Origin of the sequence: Streptomyces sp. NPDC003247, from assembly GCF_042888135.1 — a bacterium.
Classification (GTDB): domain Bacteria; phylum Actinomycetota; class Actinomycetes; order Streptomycetales; family Streptomycetaceae; genus Streptomyces.
This window is the reverse complement of record NZ_JBIAPF010000021.1, coordinates 34,121-48,807: the sequence shown is the minus strand read 5'-3', so window position 1 is coordinate 48,807 and position 14,687 is coordinate 34,121. Positions and strand designations below refer to the sequence as shown.

Genomic DNA, 14,687 nt, shown 5'->3' with positions numbered 1-14,687 from the left:
TGCTACTCCGTCTCTGCGAGCAGGATGGTGATGGCGTCGGTGACGTCGTTGACGACGTGGTGCGCGGCGGGGAGTCCGTCGGGCCAGGGTCGGCCGCGCAGCCAGATGGTGCGCAGGCCGGCCTGGTGGCCGCCGCCGACGTCGCCGGTCGGGTTGTCGCCGACCATCCAGCCGCCGTCCGCGAGGCTGACGCCGCAACGGGTGGCCCCGAGTTCGAAGAGGCGCCGGTCCGGCTTGCGGATCTCCAGGTCGCCCGAGGCAGCGACGCCGTCGACCAGGTCGGCGAGTCCGGTCCCGGCGAGCTTGGCACGCTGAATGTCGCCGGCCCCGTTGGTGATGACCCCGATCGTCCATGCAGCCGCACGCAGGCGGGCCAGACCCTCGAGGACCTCGGGGCGACAGGTGACTGCGGCCGCCATGAGGTCGACGTACTCCTGCCACAGGTCCGCAGCCGACACCTCCAGGACGAAGACGGCGCGCAACTCTTTGAAGTCGTTCATGGTCGCGCGGTCAGCGAAGCGGGCGAGCAGCCACTGCTCAGCCGAGATGCCGAGGGCGTGGTCGCGGCACAGGCTGGTCACGGCGTCGGTGTAGGCCGCCTGGCGGTCGACCAGCGTGCCGTCCAGGTCGAAGAGGGCGAGGCGCTGCTGCACGTCGGTGAGCCTATCGGGGGCGTCGCAGAGGCAGATTCAGTGTCCGCGCCATGGACGGTTCGCTGGCACGGCCCGTATGTCGGGAGGGACGAGCAAGTCGTCTCCCGCTCGGAGGGATTCACGGGGGTGCCCCTGCGAATCCCTTGGATTCGCAACCGATCCCTGCTCGGATCAGGGACATGTGCTGAACAATCAGTGCAGGTGATCACGGTAGCCCGGAAAACTCAGCTGGAAGGCGTCACGTCATGATGGTTCGTCAGGGGCCGTTGGGCTTTGCGACACGTACGGACCAGGGACCCCCGAAGTTCGGCGGGAACGGTACAGTGGCCCCCAGCGTTGATCAAAAAGAAGAGTGGCCCCGTCGTCCGGCCTTAGGCAAGCCGGGAATCGGGGCCACTTGGCCGAAGGACCTTGTAGGAGGGGTCCTAGAGCCTGCCGAGCACCCTTTTCGTGTGAAGGAAGGTGCCGACGTGATCAGGGTACCCGTACCCGTCACCCGACACACAGCACCCCGCCGTGGGGTCAGCAGCCATGCCAGCTGCTGGTCCGTCGGCGGGGTGATCGTGCTGTTCGCGTGCACCCCGGTTCGCCCCTCGGGTGAGGGGGCCGGGATGACCTAGGTCTTCGGGGGCGGCGCCCGTATGGGTCTTCATGCCGCCCCGGGTCGCTCAGCCAGCAGGTGATTGGGAGTCACCTCGGCTCAGCGCCCATCTGCCACCGGAGAGGGCTTGGGAGGCCCTTCCGAAGGGGTCGTCCGTCGGTTGGAGCCGGCCGGACGGTTCGAAATCAGGTTTCACACCGAAACCCGAAGCACCTCTAGGGGGCTTCGTCGTGCCGTGAGGCGGGGAGCCCCTCGACAGGAGTCATTGTGCATGACCTTCCTGCGGGCCGCCAGCTTCGGCATGCCCGCACAAATGGGTACTACCGCGCAGAGCTGCCATATCGCTTCGCGGTCATGGCCGACATCACACCGCACATGGTCACCGGAGCCGCTGGTTCCGGTCTGTCTGTGGCCCGGCAGTCAGCCGCCGTTCTCGGGAGCGTCATCCCGCCCGACGGGACGGGTTCCAAGATTTTTTGGCGTCTGACGGGAGGAAGGGCAGCAGCTGCTGCTGTCCGTCCTCTGTCCACAGGCGACCTGGTCCAGGGTCGCCGAATGGATCACATTCTGAGGTTCTTCCGAGGTGCCCGATGAGTGCGGGCGCGGCGGTGTCCACGATGCTGCCAACGTTCACCGGCGACGCCGTGGTCGACACCCCGGTTCTTCCCGGGCAGCGGGCCGCGCTGCGGTCGGTGCCGGCCTCCGGCCAGCCGGGTGACGGTGGCCTGGACGACCCGCTGCGTCTTGGTCGCGCGATGCGGCTGCGGCTGTGCGCCGCGGTCCAGGCGTTGCTGGCGGACCCGTCGATCGCCGGGCTGAAGGACGCGCCGAAGCTGGCAGCGGTGGTGCTGTACGCCAAGTCGCGGGCACCGCAGGGCGAGGAGAGCGACCTCCAGACCTCCATCTGGGGCTCGGAGCTCGGTCGGTGGATGGGCGTGAATGAGTCGACGGTCCACCACAAGGTGCTGCCGGTGCTGCGCAACTCGGGCGCACTGCGCACGAGGGTGGTAAGGGACGGGAAGGGGCACCCGACCGGGCTGGACTGCCTGGTCATGCCACTGTGGCACGCCCACCACGGAGGGGGAGCGGGGCACCCGCTGGCGCTGACGAAGGCGGAGCTGGCGACGCTGCTGCGCCTCATCGAGGCGCTGTTCGGGCATGGCTGGACGCCGGAGAACAAAAAGCCGACGCCGCCGGGGCTGCTGGCCGGCCGTACGGGCAAGGGGGCGGCGACCGACCGGCTCGGGCTGCTGCTGATGGTGCTGAGCACCAGGGCGTCGGGCTGGCTGCAGCTGTGCGGCGGCTCGGTGAAGACGCGTGAGGGGCGAGGGGCGGCGACGCTGGCCCGGCTGCTGGGCTGCTCGCCCTCGGGGGCGCGGAAGGTCCTGGCGCGGCTGACGGAGGCCGGTGTCGTGGCGCGGCAGCGCAAGGCGACGTCGACGCGGATGAACGGCCGGGGCAAGGTCATGCTGCTGCCGGTCGCCCGTGCGTACGGCCGCATCCTGGCCCCTGTGGAGGCTGTTTCGGGGTCCGGAGCGGTGTTTTCGGCGCGTCCCGATGGTGCGTGCGGAGATCATGCTCCCGGCGGTACCACTGGTGCCCTTGGTACGTCTGGGATCGGCGGTGCTGAGCGGGCAGGCGAGGCGGGGGACCGGGAGCGTCCTGATGGTGCAGAGCTCCACGCAGACCACGCTTCTGTGGTTACTCCCGTAGTTCCTCCGCAGCTCTCTTGTGGTTTTTCCGGCGAAGGCCGTGGGGCTGAAGGCCGTCGGCCGGAGCGCGCGTGCGCGGGCGAGGACCAGGCCGCCGACGGCGAGAGCGGCGTTGCCGGGATGGGGTCGCCGGTGGCTGAGGGCGGCCCGCTTCGCGGGGAAAAGCCGAAGGAGTCCCCGGTCGACGAGCGGGTGGAGCAGCTCGCTGCCAGGGCTGTTGCCGGTGGCCGGCCGAAGGCTGCGGGGTGGGAAAAGGCCCAGCAGCAGCGGAGGGTGGGTCTGCCTGCTGATCTTCGTCTGCGGGTAGCACTGGGGCCGGTCTCGTGGCTGTGGGAGCGGCTGTCCGGGTGGCAGCAGGATCAGGTGGAGGCAGCGTCGAAGGCGGAGCTGGCGCAGATGGCAGGCCTGGGTGTGGCGCCGGCGGGTGCACCGCGGCTGCTGGCCGACCGGCTCACCGACCGCCTGGAGGAGACCGGCGGCGAGGCTCTGGTCGACAAGCCGTTCCCGTGGCTGATCCGGCGGGGTCTGCCCCAGCGGCAGGCGTGTTCGCACCGCAAGTGCGACGACGGGGTCCGGCTGGACACCGGGGAGGACTGCGAGAATTGCGGCAACGTCATCTACCTCCGTCGCGCCTGGCGCGCCCGGATTGGCGCGGACATCGACCGGGAGCTGCCCGGCCTGTCCGACGGCGAGCGGCGGCGCGTCCTCGAGGAGCGGCTGCGCGAGCGGGCGGCCATCGAAGCGGAGGACCTGGTGTGGCGCCGGGAGCAGGCCCGCGCGCAGCAGGCCCGCCGGGATGCCGCCCGTGCGGCAGCGGCACAGCGGGCGGAGGCCGAACGTGCGGCCGCGGCCGCCGCCGACGCGGTGCGCCAGGCCCTGCCGTGCGAGGACTGCGGGCAGCAGCGGGCGGCCGGGCTGTGCGAGCGCTGCGACCACAGCCGTCAGACCGAGACCCTGATCGGTCAGGCCGGGCTCCTTGCAGCGGTCTGGTCCGCCGACCTGACCGACCCGGGCAGCGTCGCGGCCGCCGCCGCTGAGGCCCGGACGGCCATCGACGACAGCGTCGCCGCCGCGTGGCAGGAGTTCCTGGAGATCACCGATGTAGCCGCCCTGGAGGCCAACCCGGAGGCGGCGCAGGACGCGTACGCCTTCGCCGCGCTCCAGACCGCGCAGCAGGCCGTTCAGGAGTACCAGGCCACCGCCCTGGCGATGCTGGGACGGACCGAGGAAGCCGAAGCGGAGGCCCGGCGGGCGTACAAGACCGAGCAGGGCCGCCACTGGTTCCAGCACAACCCGAACGGTGCCGACGCCATCGCGGCCGCGACCCGGGCCGCCGACACGGCCCGCGAGCGCGTTGCCGAGTACCTGCTCACGACGCGGCTGGAGCAGCTGCGCGAGCTCGCCCCGCGCACGGCCTCGGCGGTGATCGCATGACCGAGCTGAGCGGCGTCGACCTCGCGCGCCAGGCCCTGGTCGCGGCCCGGGAGTCGGCGAAGAAGAACGGCGCCACCCAGACGAAGAAGGCGAAGCGGCGCACCGGCACGGTCGTACGGCGGGACGGGCGCGAGCCGCTCGGGCTCGGCGCGGCGATCGGGCTGATGATGACCGAGCGCGCGTGGGAGCTCCCGGCCGCCGGTGCGACGCTGCGCGAGCGGTGGGCGGTCATCGCTCCCGAGCTCGCCGGGCACGTCGCCGCCGTGTCGTACGACGCCGACTCCGGCCAGCTCACCGTGTGTCCGGAGTCGTCGGCCTGGGCGACGAAGGTCCGGCTGGAGCAGACCCGCATTATCGCGGCCGCCAACGAGTCGGCGGGCCGGACGGTCGTGCGCGCCCTGCGGATCCTGGCGCCCGGAACGGTGGCGGCGCCCGAGCCGGCCGACGTCGCCCCGGAGCCCGCTGCCGCGCCCGCCGGGCCGCCGCGTACCCGGGAGACCGCCTCGGACGGCTACCGCCGCGCGCTCGCCGCGCACCAGGAGGCGGCGCCGCCGTCGCGGGTGGACCCGCACATCGCGGAGGCGGTGGAGCGGCAGACCGCTGCGATGCGGGAGCTGTCGCGCCGCGCGTTCCCCGAGCCCGACGACGTCCCCGACGATGCGCCGGCCCCGATCGAGCAGGCCCGTGCGCAGCGTCGCCGCCAGGCCGCGGCCACCGAGGCCGCCGCCTTGCGCCGGGCCAGGGCAGAACGCGCTGCCAGTGAAGCCGGGACGGCGGCCGCCGTCCCTCAGCCGGCTGCGCTGCGGACCACGGCGTGAGCCGGGCATCGGTGAGGAGCGACGGCGTTAGACCGGAACGTGATGCCGCCCGCGTCGTCGGCGGCCAGGTCCCGGAGGTCGGCGGCACGGTCGGCGGCGTCGGCCAGGACCGGTTCGGCCTCCTCAACACCGCAGCGGGTTCCGGATTCGAACATGCGCGCCTCCACGTCCTTGTGCGCACCCCCGTTGTCAGTGGTGGCGGGCACAATGCTGTCAAGTCACTCATCTGGACCATCAGGGAGCACGATGGATCGGCGCCTCATCCAGACAGCGGTCTTCGACAGTGCAGACTCAGACGACCCGGCGGTCTGCCCGGAGACCGTGCATGAGCTGGAGGCCTTTCGGATCGAGCACGAGGGCCAGACGATCTGGTGCGGTACGAAGTTCGAAGGCGGCTGCGGACGCCGGCTCACGACCCGGCTATGCACGGACAAGATCTGCCACTTCGCGCACTACGGCTCCGACGGCTCCGGTGGACCATGCGGCCGCACCACCAAGGACAAGGACAGTGCCAACCACCTGTTCGCCAAGGCCCATCTGGCATCGTGGCTGCATGCCCAGGGCCTGACGGCCCGCTTCAGCTATCCCGAACCTCTCGGCTCCGCCGTGATCGCGCACCTCGATGACGGGCGCACCCTGCTGGTCCACCTCGACCGCAACAATCCCGTCGACTGGAACAGCGACGCCTGGGAAGTCATCCTCGGGCCCGGCGTACCCGTCCCCGCGACCATCCTCGAACAGCGCGGATACGTCCAGCGCCTGAGCTTCAAGGACCGGCCCGGAGGCGGCCGCTCCATGAAGTTCGGCACCGAACACCCCGGCAAAGGCACTGAGTGGGACACTCCCGACGACGTCACGCTGACGCCGAAAGGCATGAACACCACCACGCGCCCCGACGCGGTCCGCGCGCCACTGACCAGCCGCCCGCCACAGCACACGCCGGGCGAGGCGGGCGTCCGGACGATCGTGACCGTCGACCCGAAGCCCTACGTGGACAGCATCGCCCGCCAGGAGGACGCGGTCAAACTGGCCGTCATGCACATCGACCGGGCCCTGCGCGAGAACCACCGCGTGTACGCCGCAGTACAGGCCGTGAAACGGCTCCTGCAGGAGGAGAAGCTCCCGGAGAACATCGCCCGGTTGCGCATGGCCCTCGACCGCGGCGAGAAGCGGCTGGACCTGGGTGCCCAAGAACTTGATGAGGTCCTGCGGCAGCTCCAGCAGAACCCCACGGCCCTGCTCCTGGCGAAGGCCGACAAGCTGATGGCGGACGGGAACGTCTCAGATGCTCAGCGGGAGATCCTCCGCCTCGCCAGGCAGCAACACCGCTCCACACAGGCGGAGCGCCGGCGGACCGACGCAGAACGCGCGGCAGCAAAGGAACGCCAGTGGCAGCAGGAACTCCGCAGGCGGCAGGCCGAACGTGCGCGGGCCTACGCGCAGGAAGAGGCCGAACGCCGCGAACAGGCCGCCCGTGCCGAGGAGGAACGGGCCGCCCGTGACCAGGCGGCGCGGTTGCAGGCGGAGAAGGACCACGCTGAGAAGCTCTCCTACCTGGCCCCGTTCGTCCTGGGAGCGCTGAAGAAGGCGGCCCGGGAAGAGCGCTCCGCCACGTGGCAGGAGATCAGGGAGCGCACGGGCCAGCGTGAACTGGCCCGTCTCGATCGCCGGGACCGGCTCGCGGTGCTGGAAGCCGTGGAGAAGAACACCAGCCCCGGCGCTCCACTGTGGTCAGCTGTCCTCGCCGCCGCCGGTACTCAGGAAGCCCTGCACCTGTACCGCGACCTCGCCGAACGCCTTGAGCGCCACGTACCCGATGACGACACCGAACTCCTCGCCCAGGTCACCGCAGAATGCGCCCTGCTACGCCGCCCTTGGTAGTGGCGCGGCGGGACATCCTCAACTGTCACCTCGAGGGCCGCGGCCGCCGGTTGACGTCTCACGGTCAGGCCGCGGGCGGCTGGCTGGAGGGCGTGGCCTGGTCGGCGGGCTGGTCCAGCTGCTGCTGGCGGCGCCGCTGCTCGTTGCGGTGCTGTTCGACGCGCTGGGTGAACACCTTCAGCGCCTCGCCCTCGCGGCCGTTCCCGTACTCGCTGTACGGGCCGATGCCGAGCCGGACGGCGTTGGCCTCTTCCTCGATGGCGTCGGCGGTCTGCTGGAGGAAGTAGCTGCGCTCGCGGAACTTGTAGTAGCCGGTGAACATCGCGGCCACCGTGATGGCGAAGCTGATGCCGGTCAGGGTGACGCTCTGCCAGGTCAGCTCTTTGCCGGTGTCCAGGGCCGCGATCGTGGTCGTGGCAGCGGAGCCGATCATGATGAGGGTCTGCAGGCTGTTGTGGATGCGCCGGTACTTGCGGCTGTCGGCCTGGTACTGCTCGATCGCGGTGGTGACTTCCTCGCGGTAGAGCTTGCGCCGGTCGTCCAGGTCCGGGTTGCTCTTGGCCTTCTGCTTCCACAGCGACTCCTGCTCGGAGGCAAGCTGCGCCTCCAAGCGCTGGAGCGTCGGCAAGTCCCGCCCGGCGAAGCGGACGCCGACCAGCGCCAGCAGGGACATCAGGAGAAGGCTTCCGCAGATCAGGTCACCCAGAACGAACCGCGCCGGGTCGCCCGTGGTGAGCCAGGCGATGCCGGTGCCGATGACGGCGGTGAGTAAGGACAGCCAGCAGATCACCGCCCCGGCACGCCAGATGCGGTCCAGCCGCCGACGCCGGGCGAGCTTCTCCTGGGCGTCGATGACGAGGTTGGTGGTCACCACGTAGATCCGTTCGTCGGCGTCCCGCTGGCGGGCGCGAATCCGTTCGGCTTCGTCCCGCTTGCGGGCGTTGATCAGGTCGTCCGCGTCCTGGATACGGCGGGACGCGTCGTCGTCGAAGTCGCGGGCCACGGGCTCAGCGGGCGAACGCTTCGGTCAGGCTGATGCGGTAGCCGTCCTCTTCCATCAGCACGACGGTGACGCCGAACGGATCGGGGTGGTCCAGCTCGATGGGAGTGAAGGAGAAGTTCACCGCGGCCTGGATGGGCGGCACCAGTTCGCCGCCGGGCTGCGGCGCGGGGGCCGGCCTCCAGTCCGGGTCAACCGAAGCCCGACCCTCGGGGCTGCGGGCCAGGAACTGCTCGCTATAGGGGAACTGGTGCAGGACGTGCCCATCCCGGGTGGCGAGCACCATGTTCAGGCACGGCGCCGGGCCGACGACCGGCAACTCGCAGGCGGTGGCAACATCGTGGGTCTCCCAGGCGAGGACGACCTCGTCCGCGCCGGCCGCCGCAGCGATGTTCGCGAGTTCGCCGATCCCGGCGAGCGCGTCCGGGCCGACCTTGAGCGGGCGGACCCAGACCAGCCCGACCAGCTCGCCGCGCACCAGCGGCACCATCAGCGGGCGCGGCACGACCCCCTCGCCCAGCGAGGCGGTGTACGTCTTCTTCGCGACGCCGACCAGTCCGTCCCACATCCGCGCTTCCACGGGAGCCCCCTGCCGTCTGCTGATCCGATCACCGCACCCTGCCACGGGGATCGAGGCCGTGTCAGCGGGATGATCAGCCAGCCCCACGACGGGATTCGACGCATGGCGGCCGGGGCGCCGCGGTTACTCTGGGCAGCGAAGACCCCGGCATCGTCCCTGGTAGCCCTCCGATTCGGCGGGCGGGCCATACTCCGGGGTTCCAGAACGCAGCTGAGGGCCGCCGGATTGCCGTGCGGCCCTCGCAACGAGATCCCCCTGCCTGGGCCAGGTACGCGATCGGTCTCGGCGTCGCACATGCGCGCGTGGGAAGCTCCCCCGGTGAGCACCATGCGACGCCTTCTCGGCAGCGGCCCGAGCACCGCCAAGAGCACGACGACAGCCGTACCGTCCCCGCGGCTTCTGCCTGTCGAACGGATCGAGCCCGCCGCACTCCTGGACGACGGCGAGCACCAGGATGCCGCCGAGCGAAGAGGCCGGCGGACTCTCGGTCACGGCATCGCAGAAACGGGGTAGGGCGAGCAAGTCGGGCCGGAAGGGGGAGCTTCCCCCGAGCCCGGCCGTGAGGACCTGGACGGGGTTGCCTGGGTTGCCCTACGACGTGGCGCGGGGATGGCGGCGGCCGTCCGCCCCGCGTTGTCCCGCGGCACGACGATGTCCTTCGACGCGATCTCGGCCGCCACGATGAGGTCCCTACGGGACCGGCCCGGCGCTGTGGCGTCCGCGGGCGGCGCGGGCCTCGTCGAGCAGAATGTACTGCTGAATACCGGATGATCATGTGACTTGCTGCGCTTGAGAGTGAAGAGGCCAAGTTCGGCGGCGGTGCCGGGTCCGGGACTGCTACGAAGATCACGCCCCTGTCGTGATCTCTCGTGAGGAGCCCGCCCGTGCGTCGTTCCCGTGCCGTCCTGTCCGCGGCCGCCGTGGTGTCCGTACTCGCCGCCCTTGTCGCCCCTGCCGCTGCGCAGGCTGCGAACTCCCCCGGCGCCGTCCCGGCCGGGCGCGCGCCAGGGGAGACGGTCGTGCTGCCCGTCCGCGACGCTCTGGAAGCGCTGCCGGTGCAGGTAGAGGACCGTACCGGCTACACCCGCGACCAGTTCCGGCACTGGATCGACGCCGACCGCGACGGGTGCAGTACGCGCAACGAGGTACTCCTGGAGGAGGCGGTGACCGCCCCCGAGCAGGGTGCCCGCTGCCGGCTGACCGGAGGCGTCTGGTATTCGCCCTACGACGACACTCGCTTCGAGGTCGCGCGCGCCCTGGACATCGACCACCTCGTGCCCCTCGCCGAATCCTGGGACTCCGGGGCCTCCGCCTGGAGTCCGGCGGAGCGCGAGGCCTACGCCAACGACCTGGGCGATCCGCGTGCCCTGATCGCGGTGTCGGCGGCGTCCAACCGGTCGAAGGCCGACCAGGACCCGGCCACCTGGCAGCCTCCGGCCGCCGGATACCGCTGCACCTACGCCACCGACTGGATCGCGGTGAAGACCCGGTGGGGGCTCACGGTCGACTCCACCGAGCGCACCGCGCTCGCCACCGTCCTGGACGGCTGCCCCAACACGCCCGTCGAGGTCACCCTGGCCCGCTGACCGGTGCCGGCCGCAGGGCGGCAGACTGGGGGCGAGCGCTCGTGTTCAAGCTCTCGGCCGGGGCAGTACGCCGGGGCGGACAGGCACGATCTCCACGTCAGTGCAGCCAGCGTTCTCGAGTTCGGTCTGCCGCTGTCCAGCGGTGGGCTCGTCGTAGGCCACGGCGGAGGCCCGCGGTATGCCGTCGGCACTGGTCCAGGTGAGTCCGTAGTTCTGCATCGTGATCGTCATAGGGGGCATCATCGCGGCCGGCACTGACAGCGATTGATTCCGGCCGTGATCTGTTCCTGTGGCTGGTTTGTGGTGCATGGTGGTGCGCACGGGCCGCCCCTCCCCCCGGGTGGCGCCCCTTGCCGGGTCCTGCCGTCTTCCCCCGGGCGGCAGGACCCGCCGCGCCTCCCGACTCCTCCCCGCGGGAGGCCATGCGGCTGCCCGAGAGACGTCAGGTGCAGCCCGGGCCGCCGGGTCATAGCCTGGACCTCTCGGGGCTTTCGCGGAGGTCTCCCATGCCCCGAACCATATGGTCAGGAGCCATCAGCTTCGGCCTGGTCACGGTGCCTATCCATGTCCAGTCCGCCACCGAGGACCACTCGATCCACTTCCACCAGTACCACCTGGACGATCAAGGCAGGATCCGCACGCGGAAGGTGTGCGAGCTGGAGAACCGCGAGGTGGCGAACACGGAGATCGGCAAGGGCTACGAGTACTCCAAGGACCAGATCGTTCCCATCTCCGACCAGGAGCTGCGCGACCTGCCCCTGCCGACGGCGAAGGCGATCGAGATCGACGCGTTCGTGCCGGAGTCGTCCATCGACCCCATCCAGATCGCAGAGGGCTACTACCTCGCCCCCGACGGACAGGTCGCGGCCAAGCCGTACAAGCTGCTGCGGCAGGCCCTGGAGCGCTCGGAGAAGGTGGCCATCGCCAAGTACGCCTGGTCCGGCCGGGAACGGCTGGGCATGCTGCGAGTGAGGGAGAACGCGATCGTTCTGCACGCCCTGCGCTGGCCGGACGAAATCCGTGATCCGTCCGGGCTGGTCCCGCCGCCGGTGGAGGTCTCCGAGGAGGAGATCGAGCGGGCGATGGCGCTGATGGAGACGATGAGCCGCGACGACCTTGACGACCCCGAGTTCCAGGACACCTACACCGAGGCCATAGGGAAGATCATCGAGGCGAAGCGGGAGGACCGCCGGCTCCCCGAAGTGCCGGAGGCGGAGAAGCCGGCCCAGGTTCTGGACCTGATGGCCGCTCTGGACGAGTCCGTGCAGCGGGCGAAGGCCGCGCGCGGCGAGGACGCCGACGTGCACGAGATGCCGAAGGCGAAGACCGCCGCCGGGAAGCAGACGGTGAAGAAGACCGCGGGGAAGAAAGCGGCGTCGGGACGGCGGCCGCGCAGCGCGTGACGTACGGCGGCACCCAGAGTGTCAGGGCCGGGCCGCCGGCGGGCAGCTGCGCGGGCGGCAGGCGCTTGTCGTACGCACAGCGCGCTCCCCTGCGCAGGTGAACCGGCAGGCATTCCCGCCTGGCCGGCACCGGGTGACCGGTAGATGTGGTGCTGTGATCAAACACCTGATGCGTGCCGGGGCCGTCGTCGCCCTGGCTGTCCTTCCCCTGGCTGTCCCGGCCTCTGCTTCCAGCGCGCCGGGTGCGGTGCGGGCCGCGATCGACTGCCCGTCCGGCTACGTGTGCATCTACCCCGAGATCAATTTCGGCGGGCAGCCGTGGGTGCGGCGGGCCGCGGACGGCAGCGTGAAGGACCTGCCCTCCGCGATCCGTGACCGGGGCAGTTCGATCCGCAACAACTCCGACCGCACCGCCCGCGTCTACGAAAAACGCAACCACAGCGGCCGTTGGGTGTGCGTCACCCGCAGCGGCGGTTCCATCCACGACCTGCGCAGCTACAACCTCAACGACCAGACCCGCTCCCTGAAGATCAACCGCAACGACTGCGGCTGACCCTCCACACCCGTCGTGCCGGGACCGGCTGGCCGGGACCGGCACACCCGGGTGCGCTGGTGGAAGTCCTGCGGCGGTAGGCCGCCGGCCTGGACAATGGCCAACTGCTGCGACCGCGCCGGGTTGAGCGCCCAGAAGTCGTCTGGCCCTGAAAACAGTGCCTGGCGCTGAAGCGCCACGGCGCCCGCTCCGGCCGCGGAGTCGCCGGTAAGGGGCTGGCCTCGGGGGGTGATGCCCTTGTCCGGAGAGGTCGGCGGGAAGGTCAGCGGCGGGTGCTGGTGTGGCGTACGTTCGGGCCCCACTGCTCGAGGACGGGGGCCATGCACCACTGGCACAGCGGGCTTCCGCCGGGGCCGTACTTGTGTGTTTTTCTCTGGCAGGTGGCGCAGGGGCCGACCTGGCTGCCCAGGCAGGTCAGCGCGGACGGGTCGGGTTCGGTGACCGGGGGCGGGGGAGTAGGCGTCATCGGCGGGGTCCTTCGGGCGGTATGCGGGTGGGGGTGGGATACCTCCGTCGGATAAGTCGATGATGTCCAGGAGGGTCTCGGGCCGGCAGTGGGTGCAGGCGCGCAGTCCGCCGGCGAGGAGGCGGCGGGCTTCGTCACGGCTGACCGGGCGGCGTCGGCTGCCGGTCATGCGGCAGTCGCCGGCGTGGACCTGGACGGGCGGTCGGCCGGTGCCGATGCCGAGTTCGACGAGCCACTGCGGGGGTTCGGGCCGGTTGCGCCGGCCGTGGTCGGTTTCGGCCTGGCGCTGCTGCACGGCGGCGATCTTGGCGTCGATGCGGGTCAGCCACATCGTGTGCCATACGCGCAGGGTGTGCAGGCGCTCCAGGTCGGGCGGCAGGTCATCGAACACGTTTTTGATTCTATGCCCGTGATCCACCTCGCGCCGTCGCGTGTTCGATTTTATGTTCGATAGCGTGGTGTGCGGGAGGTGGCCGCGATGAGCATGGAGAAGGCGTCCGGTGGCGGGGTGTCGTCGGTGATGCATGTGCGCTGCCCGGACCGCTTGCCGGAGGAGGTCTACCGCCGGGTCCTGGAGGAGCTCGCCGGCCTGTCCGCGGTCGTGCAGGCGCTGCCGCCGACGGCGGCCCTGGTGGAGCTGAAGGGCGCCCTGCGCTACCACGGCACCGACGCCCGCCACCTCGGCGAGGTCCTGCGGGTGCGGACCCTGTCCCGGCTCGGCATCGACGTACGGGTGGGCATCGGCCCCTCAATCACGGTCGCCGCCACCGCCTCCGCCCAGGTCCCGCACCCCGGCGGCGTCCTCGCCATCGACCCGGACCAGGCCGCCGACTGGCTGGCGCCGCTGCCGGTGGAGGCCCTGCACGGCATCGGCCCCCGCCAGGCCGAAGCGCTGCACGACTACGGCATCCACCGCGTCGGCCTGCTCGCCGCCGTCGACCCCGCGACCGTGCAGCGCCTCCTCGGCGGCCGCGCTGGCCGCCAGGCCGCCGACCGGGCCCGCGGCATCGACCCCCGCCCCGTCGTCCCCCGCGCCCTGCCCGCCACCGCCACCGTCCGGCACGACTTCGACCACCACGTCCTGGACGGCGCCGCCGCACGGGCCGCCCTCCTCGAGCTGGTGATCCGGCTCGCCCTGCTGCTGCGCCGGCGCGGCCAGGCCGCCCGCGCCCTGACCTTGACGCTGGCCTTCGCCGGCACCGGCAGCTGGGAGAAGACCCGCCGTCTGAAGGAGCCGTCCGCGCACGACGAGGACCTGCGCGCCCTGGCCTACCAGCTGATGGACGCCGCCGGCCTGCAACGCGGCCGTCTCACCCGGATCACCCTGAAAGGCGAGGACCTCATCGGCGCCGGCCAGGTCGCCCGGCAGCTCAGCCTCGACGACGCCCGCGAGGCCCGCCTGGTCGCCGAAGCGGCCGTCGACCGCGTCCGCGACAAGTTCGGCCCCCACGTCATCGGCCCGGCCACCATCTACCGCCACGCCTCCTGACCCCGGCACGCGGCGGGCCGCCCTGCCGGCGGCAGCACCAGGTCCTGCCGTTCGCCGACTCCCGGAACCTCTTGGCCGGCCTTGTCCTGCCACCCCTGTCTGCGGCAGTTCGGGTGGCGGCGGCTGTTACTCACTTTCGGGTGACGCCCGGACCGTCCGGGCTGACGCGATACACCGACGGCAGGGGCACGGCCAACTGCCGCAAGAACGGTCGGCCTGCCGGAGCGTCAACTTCGGGCACGGCCTCGGGGAACATCGGTACAGCGGTTGGCGCTGAGAACGATCATGGTCAGGGTGTGAGCGTGCTGACCCGGTTCTCGTACTCGCGGCGGGCCTTGCGCTGAGCTGGTACCGCTGGGATGCCCTGGGTGCCGTCGAGCGGCTGGCACCGGGCGAGGAGCTGGTGGTGCACCGCGGGGACGGCGGTCACACGCAGGGTGTAGGCCCTCGGGGAGTATCCGAACGGAAATTAGCGGTAGGCGTCAGGTGGAGCCCGGCAGGAGCCCCTGTG

The 14,687-nt window shown here is 71.2% G+C and carries 13 protein-coding genes and 1 pseudogene; 7 read left to right on the top strand and 7 right to left on the bottom strand.

Annotated elements, in window-relative coordinates; all coding sequences use genetic code 11:
* Nucleotides 1–2: 2 nt before the first annotated feature.
* On the bottom strand, nucleotides 3–689 hold the full coding sequence (locus ACFYWQ_RS41300; RefSeq protein WP_389525409.1) for an HAD family hydrolase: 687 nt from the start codon (nucleotides 687–689) through the stop codon (nucleotides 3–5).
* Nucleotides 690–1,946: 1,257 nt separating this feature from the next.
* Here ACFYWQ_RS41300 and ACFYWQ_RS41295 point away from each other — a divergent pair.
* From ACFYWQ_RS41295 to ACFYWQ_RS41285, 3 genes are all read left to right on the top strand, one after another.
* Nucleotides 1,947–4,400 (top strand): hypothetical protein, encoded by a 2,454-nt coding sequence (locus ACFYWQ_RS41295; RefSeq protein WP_389525278.1) that lies wholly within the window; start codon nucleotides 1,947–1,949, stop codon nucleotides 4,398–4,400.
* On the top strand, nucleotides 4,397–5,218 hold the full coding sequence (locus ACFYWQ_RS41290) for a DciA family protein (RefSeq protein WP_389525275.1): 822 nt from the start codon (nucleotides 4,397–4,399) through the stop codon (nucleotides 5,216–5,218). Before ACFYWQ_RS41295 ends, ACFYWQ_RS41290 begins: the two co-directional genes overlap by 4 nt.
* A 246-nt stretch (nucleotides 5,219–5,464) precedes the next feature.
* On the top strand, nucleotides 5,465–7,099 hold the full coding sequence (locus tag ACFYWQ_RS41285) for a hypothetical protein (RefSeq protein WP_389525272.1): 1,635 nt from the start codon (nucleotides 5,465–5,467) through the stop codon (nucleotides 7,097–7,099).
* Between the two features lie 64 nt (nucleotides 7,100–7,163).
* On the opposite strand, the gene ACFYWQ_RS41280 is transcribed toward ACFYWQ_RS41285, so the two are convergent.
* Together ACFYWQ_RS41280 and ACFYWQ_RS41275 are read right to left on the bottom strand one after the other, a co-directional pair.
* Entirely contained in the window at nucleotides 7,164–8,102 is a 939-nt protein-coding gene (locus ACFYWQ_RS41280) for a DUF4231 domain-containing protein (protein ID WP_389525270.1), read from the bottom strand.
* A gap of 4 nt (nucleotides 8,103–8,106) precedes the next feature.
* Complete coding sequence (locus ACFYWQ_RS41275; RefSeq protein ID WP_389525406.1) at nucleotides 8,107–8,667, bottom strand: hypothetical protein; 561 nt, start codon at nucleotides 8,665–8,667, stop codon at nucleotides 8,107–8,109.
* A gap of 896 nt (nucleotides 8,668–9,563) precedes the next feature.
* On the opposite strand from ACFYWQ_RS41275, the gene ACFYWQ_RS41270 reads away from it, so the two are divergent.
* Nucleotides 9,564–10,265, top strand: coding sequence for an HNH endonuclease family protein (locus ACFYWQ_RS41270; protein WP_389525267.1), 702 nt, complete (start codon nucleotides 9,564–9,566; stop codon nucleotides 10,263–10,265).
* 45 nt (nucleotides 10,266–10,310) lie between these two features.
* On the opposite strand, the gene ACFYWQ_RS41265 is transcribed toward ACFYWQ_RS41270, so the two are convergent.
* Nucleotides 10,311–10,496, bottom strand: coding sequence for a hypothetical protein (locus tag ACFYWQ_RS41265; RefSeq protein WP_389525264.1), 186 nt, complete (start codon nucleotides 10,494–10,496; stop codon nucleotides 10,311–10,313).
* Nucleotides 10,497–10,771: 275 nt separating this feature from the next.
* On the opposite strand from ACFYWQ_RS41265, the gene ACFYWQ_RS41260 reads away from it, so the two are divergent.
* Both ACFYWQ_RS41260 and ACFYWQ_RS41255 read left to right on the top strand, forming a co-directional pair.
* Nucleotides 10,772–11,668, top strand: a complete 897-nt coding sequence (locus ACFYWQ_RS41260; protein ID WP_389525261.1) for a Ku protein — start codon at nucleotides 10,772–10,774, stop codon at nucleotides 11,666–11,668.
* 154 nt (nucleotides 11,669–11,822) lie between these two features.
* Nucleotides 11,823–12,221: a peptidase inhibitor family I36 protein gene (locus ACFYWQ_RS41255; RefSeq protein ID WP_389525258.1), complete on the top strand. Its 399-nt coding sequence runs from the start codon at nucleotides 11,823–11,825 to the stop codon at nucleotides 12,219–12,221.
* A 262-nt stretch (nucleotides 12,222–12,483) separates the two neighbouring features.
* On the opposite strand, the gene ACFYWQ_RS41250 is transcribed toward ACFYWQ_RS41255, so the two are convergent.
* Together ACFYWQ_RS41250 and ACFYWQ_RS41245 are read right to left on the bottom strand one after the other, a co-directional pair.
* Nucleotides 12,484–12,687: a hypothetical protein gene (locus ACFYWQ_RS41250; protein ID WP_389525256.1), complete on the bottom strand. Its 204-nt coding sequence runs from the start codon at nucleotides 12,685–12,687 to the stop codon at nucleotides 12,484–12,486.
* Nucleotides 12,688–12,814: 127 nt separating this feature from the next.
* Nucleotides 12,815–13,018: pseudogene (locus ACFYWQ_RS41245) on the bottom strand (DUF6233 domain-containing protein); the annotation flags it as partial.
* A gap of 147 nt (nucleotides 13,019–13,165) precedes the next feature.
* On the opposite strand from ACFYWQ_RS41245, the gene ACFYWQ_RS41240 reads away from it, so the two are divergent.
* Nucleotides 13,166–14,176 carry a hypothetical protein gene (locus ACFYWQ_RS41240; RefSeq protein ID WP_389525253.1) on the top strand — a complete coding sequence of 337 codons (1,011 nt, stop codon included), beginning with the start codon at nucleotides 13,166–13,168 and terminating at the stop codon, nucleotides 14,174–14,176.
* A gap of 289 nt (nucleotides 14,177–14,465) precedes the next feature.
* Here ACFYWQ_RS41240 and ACFYWQ_RS41235 read toward each other — a convergent pair whose 3' ends face one another.
* On the bottom strand, nucleotides 14,466–14,606 hold the full coding sequence (locus tag ACFYWQ_RS41235; RefSeq protein ID WP_389525251.1) for a hypothetical protein: 141 nt from the start codon (nucleotides 14,604–14,606) through the stop codon (nucleotides 14,466–14,468).
* Nucleotides 14,607–14,687: the final 81 nt, after the last annotated feature.

What these genes read in the sequence shown, in the direction of transcription:
- ACFYWQ_RS41290 (WP_389525275.1), top strand. Translation starts at nt 4,397, where the DNA reads ATGACCGAGCTGAGCGGCGTCGACCTCGCGCGCCAGGCCCTGGTCGCG.
- ACFYWQ_RS41285 (WP_389525272.1), top strand. Translation starts at nt 5,465, where the DNA reads ATGGATCGGCGCCTCATCCAGACAGCGGTCTTCGACAGTGCAGACTCA.
- ACFYWQ_RS41275 (WP_389525406.1), bottom strand. Translation starts at nt 8,667, where the DNA reads ATGTGGGACGGACTGGTCGGCGTCGCGAAGAAGACGTACACCGCCTCG.
- ACFYWQ_RS41265 (WP_389525264.1), bottom strand. Translation starts at nt 10,496, where the DNA reads ATGACGATCACGATGCAGAACTACGGACTCACCTGGACCAGTGCCGAC.
- ACFYWQ_RS41260 (WP_389525261.1), top strand. Translation starts at nt 10,772, where the DNA reads ATGCCCCGAACCATATGGTCAGGAGCCATCAGCTTCGGCCTGGTCACG.
- ACFYWQ_RS41250 (WP_389525256.1), bottom strand. Translation starts at nt 12,687, where the DNA reads ATGACGCCTACTCCCCCGCCCCCGGTCACCGAACCCGACCCGTCCGCG.
- ACFYWQ_RS41240 (WP_389525253.1), top strand. Translation starts at nt 13,166, where the DNA reads ATGAGCATGGAGAAGGCGTCCGGTGGCGGGGTGTCGTCGGTGATGCAT.